Raw genomic sequence first — 5,643 nt, 5'->3', positions numbered from 1 at the left:
TTACTCATCCCTTCCTTATTCACGTCTGCAAGTCTTCAATTTCATCAACTGACCATAGCATGGTCGGTTAATCACGTGCCCGCGAAATAAAAAACCGTCTGGCAGGGCGGGGAGGGGTTATCTGCGTTATGTCAGATTCCACCCGCTTCGCGGGGCTTCGGCCAGTTGACACAGGGTGATTAATTTCACTTTCGTGTGTGGCCTTACATGCCGCCGTGCGGCATAAAATGCCTGTGATCTTTCCCCTTTGTATTTTTAATCCGCCATTTTTATCACATGAGCATTTTCTCTTGTTTCGTCTGTCTGTATAACGATCACTATTCACCCAGATCACAGAATAACAGTGCGGCAGAGCGATAAATGACACACTTGATCAGCATTCATGGTGTTGGCCAGACTGCACCAAAATTAATTACGTGAGCATGATGGTGAGCTGGAGGTGGGCAGAGAAAGCATCAGAATATGACGTTATTTGAAAATGTCAGGTAACCAGAGTGAATAGCGTTCCTGGCAGGCATGATAATGTCCTGTCGGCAGCAGATCTTCATTCACTGCGCAGCCATTCGATTAATTTCGGCATTATTCCGGCACAAACGAGGCAGGTGTCGAGGTTGTTTTCAGCGGCCAGCTCATTGGATCCTTTATCACCACACCTGACGCAGGATGTAAAAATCCTGCAAGATGATTTATAAACAATGAGTTAAGTGTTGATTTTGGTGTGCTGGTTCCTTAAAAAGCAATTAATCAGACTCTAATTAGAGTCCTTAATAGAGTCTGATTAGAGTCTAAAGACGACTCTAATCAGACTATCACCATAAAAACAGACAATTATAATGGATAGAGTCTGAATCAGACTTTATGCCATAGTCTGATTCAGACTCTAATAAACGAGCAAAAAATAATCATAGAGTCTGAATCAGACTCTGATTGGGTGCTTGTTTTATAACTAGACTCTAAATTAGACTCTATGTAAAATTAGGGCATAGAGTCTGAATCAGACTCTGATTGTTACGCCTGATTCAGTCCCTTGTTATCCCAGAAAAGGGGCGAAAAAATAACAACGCCGGGAGTACAGCGAGCATGCCAAGAGCACAGGTTTATATAGATAAAAATAACTATGAGCGGGTTCGTCAGATTGTGGACGAAAAAAGACATGACGGGGCTGATGTCAGCCAGGCAAATATTTCATCGGTGTGCGGAATGCTCCTTGATCTCGGACTTCGTGTCTATTCAGCTCAAAAGAAAAGAGAAGCTGATGGCGAAGAAAACAAAACCGATGCCAGTGCAGATCAGGCTGATTTTAACCGGGTACTGATGGATTACATGCTGAAAACCAGCTATGCATCAACGATGCTCCTGCGTATGGTCGGAGAGATAGATGAGGTGAAATCTCACGGAGAATATCAGTTTGAATCAATCAGGGCTGAAATAAGAAGAAATTCAGCCGAGCAGTTGGACAGAATATTTGATCCTGAAGGATGATGTTATTTCTTTAAGAAGAGAGCGTCTTTGCATTAAGTCTGTGCGGTAGAATCATCTGAAATAAAAGGGGGGTAAGAATCAGAATTCTTGCAATAAATTTCCCCGGCCTACATCTTATTGAGGGTGTGCATTTTTGCTTTAGCCCACAAAACAGCAGATACATCCCCTGAATAAAAAGAGGATGTGTCTGCTCTGGTGAGAGTAAAGTGAATAACTTCATAGCAACGTACTGAATCTCCGGGTACGCTTACTGACTGGATGTTGGCATGAATAATGATTTTAAACTCTATGGTTTTTTTGTCGGGTTACTTGTCACAATAATGATAACCTGTGATACGCTTGTGTATAAAGTGTACTCGGTGTATGGACTTAAGATAACGGCAAGTGGTGTCATTTTTTCGTTATGTTTCTTAATATCTACTATATTGACTGAGGTTTATGGCTATAAATTATCCGTGCGCTCTATCTGGATTATGGTGATATGTCAGACGTTTTACGTTGTTGCCCTCAATCTGTCGTCAATTATTCAGATGGATTATAATGAGATTTCCCAACGATATTACCTTATGTACCATGATTTCTGGCGAGTAATGATAGGCACCTGGATTTCAGTTCCGGTTTCATATTTTATCAACGGTGTTTTTATCTCAAAAATGAAAATACTGTTTTCGGGTCGGTTGTTTATCATCAGATACACACTGGGGGCTATCATTACGCAGGGGGCGTTATTGCTGACCGCGTACCCGATAAGTTTATCAGGTAAATATAAACTTAATGAGCTGATTAATATCATTCTTACAACATGGAGTTACAAGGTTATCATTTCTATTGCGCTTTTACCGCTGGCTATCATGCTCGCGGCGTTCGTCAAACGCATAGAAAAAACAGATCATTTTGACTGGGGGGAATCGTATAACCCCATTTTGTGGTTGCGAAAAACAAAGGAAGACTGATATGCGAATTTTACAGCTCACAGATATTCATCTTTTTTCTGATGCATCATCTCCTGCGGCGGTTAAAAATCGCGCGTCTTTTGACTCGGTTATTTCATACATCCTATCGCATCGCGAGCAGCTAAATGTTGACGGGATTGTTGTCACCGGCGATATCAGCCATGATGGCAGTGTTGAGTCGTATCGCTATTTTTTTAGCAAAATGGAATTGCTTGATATTCCTTATGCTTATCTTTTGGGAAACCATGATAATGCTGAAAATGTTTTGCTGGCACATCAACAACAGGGAGGTGCCAATAAAGTAGATGTTTGCCGGCTGTCTGACAGCCAGTGGCGCATTTTGTTTGTTAACAGCGTAGTGAAGGGGCGTGACCATGGGCTTGTTTCGTCTCAGGAACTGAATCAGCTTGAAATGCAGTTGAGTGAGTCAGACAGAAAGACGGCCGTTTTTATGCATCATCACGTGCAACCCGTCGGTACGCCTTTGGTTGACGAGTGTATGCTGTTAAATGGTCACGAACTTTTGAGCATTTGTCGAAGAAACGGCGTCAGGTTTATTGGTTCTGGCCATGCGCACACGCTTTTTCAACGTAAAACGGGAGGCGTTTTATTATCCGTTTCGCCTGCAGTCTGTCATCAGTGGGAAAACGGGGCAACAAGTGTGAAAATCGTGGAGAACAGCGGGTTCACTGTCATATCACTGGCCGACACCGACAGCCTCGTGGTTGAAACCTTTCTCATTTAACGATTGTCAGTCTGCCTCCGCCTTTTTTTGGGGGGATTTCCGGTTTACCTGTACGCAGAGACGCTGAAATGAGCAGCCCCTTTTTCAGTCCGGTATGAAATGCTATCCGGGTAGCATCAGCGCTCTCTGTTTTATCGATCAGTTCAGGGTTGTTGATAAATTCATCCCCCGTGACAGACAGCTTTTCCTGGTCGCTTTTGAGTACCCATACTCTGTTTCGTTTTTCCTCTGTGATATACATCTTTGATTCTTCAAGTTTTTTGGCTGCTTCAGCCTCTGCTATATAGGCGATGTCTTTAGGGTTGACCTGCTGGAGAAAATTACTTTCCTGGAGTTGCTTCCAGCTCTTTTTGACAAAAGAGTGTGTTCCGTACTCTTTGAAAATCCAGACATCATTTTCTGTGTCCTGATTATTTCTTTCAAGAGTATAGCTGTATGCAGGTGTATATAGCTCAATAATCAACCTCTTCAGGGTTGAGCATATTTTCATTTATCTCAGCCTGTTTATTTTTTTCAACATGACGCCGATTATCTTCATATCAGTATATTGTTTCATATCCATTTCGGTTCCCATGGAGATATTACAAAACTGATATCCATCATTCCCAATGAAGATGCGGCGAAAGCAAAGTGGATAGTCCTTGATCTTCAGAAGAACGATGTCTCCGTCATAAAATTCTTCCGTTCTGGATATAACACAGAGGGTTCCTCTGTCCAGTTCTGGCTGAAGAGCCCTGCTGGTTATTTCAACGACAAACAGTGAATCATCCTCCTCATTATCCACTTCGGTTGTGTAAGTGTCAGTGTGCAGTACCTTCTTTTCCAGGAAGGCTTCTGTTTCATTAAACTTTATCAGTGGCAGGACCCGGGCGTTGTTAGCGCTGAGGGTTTTATCTCTATCCAGCAGCTGATCGGTCAGAGTGCCGATGCTGACATTGAAAAAATCCGCAATAGACAGCAGGGTTGAAATCGTTGGGTTACCCACGCCTCTTTTTAAATTTTTTATCGTCGCGATGCCGACCCCGATCCGGTCACTGAGTTGTTGTGAGTCGATCCCCTTCAGTTGCATCAAGTGGGTAAGGTTTTTACCTATGTTGTTCAATGACATACCTTCATCACGAGGTATCAGATTACGCTTCTCTTGCATTATAATATTTCTCTATATAGTATAATATGCATTGTGGTACATTGTAATGCGCGATCACTGTGATGCAATGCGATAGATGTGGGTGTCTTATGGCCCTTTAATCAGTATTAAAAGGTCATAAAGGTATGGAGTAGTATACTTTACTGTTTTGCTATGGATCGGGCAATGACCCAGTCATGGGCGGGTAAATGAATGATCTCTTCTCTGTCCTCTGATTTCGCTGGTTGCTTGTCAAAAAAACAGGTCACTCACCTGGAGAAACTGACCTCCGCTGAAGGGCGTCACCAGGATGGCAGAGCGTGCCAGCCGGCGGAAAGTCTCCTCCACCGACGTGCTTCCCTCATCTGTATTCGGAAATTATTTCTTTATGGCGCGCCGCTTTCGCCTTTTCGCATGCATTTCCAACAGCTTGGTATGCAGCGTGAGGTCGCCGATGATCATCCTGATGGCATCCTGCAAATCTGGCGGAAGGTGCCGGATATCGATGAAGTGAAGGTTTTCCATATAGTCTTTCCGTTGCAGGAAGATGTCCTGCGGATCGACGCCCATCGCTCTGCAGATGGCATCCCTGTCTTCAACACGCAACCGGGTACGGCCACTCATCAGGTTTTTAAGGTGGTTAAGGGACATTGGCGCTTGCCGCGCAATGTCTTCGTAAGTCAGTCCCTGATGATGGATTTCTTCCCTGAGTGCCTCGATAGCGGGGTGCGTGCTTTCTTTTATCTGGTCCAACCTCATGCCAAAAAGTGTACCTGGCTACATTTTTTTCGCCAATCACATCTAAAAAGTGTTGTCCAGTAAACTCAGTGTAGTTTGTTGATGCAGATCAATTTACTTAATAAGAAATTAAGGGGTATATTTCGCCAACTTTTAAATCATGGAGAGAAAAATAGCGACAAGTCTTAATTTCAAAGAGATGCAAAAATATTCATCGTCATGATGAATTTGGTGCTGAAAATATATTTTTTGTTATCTGAATTTTTCTTTACCGAAAAATCCGGCGGGTTTCCTTTTGCCCAAAAACGTCGGTCCCACAGCGGACCACGACAGGTGTGACACCCTGGGGCGGTAGCATGCCTTTTTTAAATTATCCCTTCCCGGCTGAACGGGAAGTACTGCAGAGAGCAAGACATGAATTACAAAGAGATGTGTGAACTTATCCGTGATGACGTGGTGGTGGAGAAAATGATGATGCCGACAACCTGTGATCCTTGTAGTGGCTGAATAATCAGGACACTAAACTTACATCCATAACGGAGGTGTTTAGTGAACCAGAAACGACAATTTACCCCTGAGTTTAAAAAAGAAGCCGTAGC

7 protein-coding genes are annotated in these 5,643 nt (G+C 43.3%); 5 read left to right on the top strand and 2 right to left on the bottom strand.

The genetic code is table 11. The features are described from left to right. Positions 1-494: 494 nt before the first annotated feature. The 4 genes from B9Y90_RS26735 to B9Y90_RS25330 all read left to right on the top strand — a co-directional run bounded on the left by B9Y90_RS26735 (position 495) and on the right by B9Y90_RS25330 (position 3,180). A complete protein-coding gene (locus tag B9Y90_RS26735; protein ID WP_139827507.1) occupies positions 495-692 on the top strand; it encodes a hypothetical protein in 198 nt (65 codons plus the stop codon). Between the two features lie 388 nt (positions 693-1,080). Continuing rightward, positions 1,081-1,482, top strand: coding sequence for a relaxosome protein TraM (locus B9Y90_RS25340; RefSeq protein WP_176227938.1), 402 nt, complete (start codon positions 1,081-1,083; stop codon positions 1,480-1,482). Positions 1,483-1,748: 266 nt separating this feature from the next. Next, positions 1,749-2,435, top strand: a complete 687-nt coding sequence (locus B9Y90_RS25335; RefSeq protein ID WP_085543062.1) for a VUT family protein — start codon at positions 1,749-1,751, stop codon at positions 2,433-2,435. Between the two features lies 1 nt (position 2,436). Further along, positions 2,437-3,180 carry a metallophosphoesterase gene (locus tag B9Y90_RS25330; RefSeq protein WP_085543061.1) on the top strand — a complete coding sequence of 248 codons (744 nt, stop codon included), beginning with the start codon at positions 2,437-2,439 and terminating at the stop codon, positions 3,178-3,180. Here the strand turns inward: B9Y90_RS25330 and B9Y90_RS25325 are convergent. After that, positions 3,173-3,670 carry a hypothetical protein gene (locus B9Y90_RS25325; RefSeq protein WP_085543060.1) on the bottom strand — a complete coding sequence of 166 codons (498 nt, stop codon included), beginning with the start codon at positions 3,668-3,670 and terminating at the stop codon, positions 3,173-3,175. The two genes, B9Y90_RS25330 and B9Y90_RS25325, sit on opposite strands and share 8 nt — an antisense overlap. Beyond that, positions 3,671-4,327: a helix-turn-helix domain-containing protein gene (locus B9Y90_RS25320; RefSeq protein WP_085543059.1), complete on the bottom strand. Its 657-nt coding sequence runs from the start codon at positions 4,325-4,327 to the stop codon at positions 3,671-3,673. It lies immediately after the preceding gene. A 192-nt stretch (positions 4,328-4,519) separates the two neighbouring features. Between B9Y90_RS25320 and B9Y90_RS27715 the strand changes: the two genes are divergently transcribed. Then, on the top strand, positions 4,520-5,128 hold the full coding sequence (locus B9Y90_RS27715) for a hypothetical protein (protein WP_254902768.1): 609 nt from the start codon (positions 4,520-4,522) through the stop codon (positions 5,126-5,128). Positions 5,129-5,643: the final 515 nt, after the last annotated feature.

This window comes from Cedecea sp. NFIX57 (assembly GCF_900177785.1).
Classification (GTDB): Bacteria; Pseudomonadota; Gammaproteobacteria; order Enterobacterales; family Enterobacteriaceae; genus Cedecea; species Cedecea neteri_C.
Note: the sequence above shows the minus strand (reverse complement) of the source record. Positions and strands in the feature narration are given on the sequence as shown.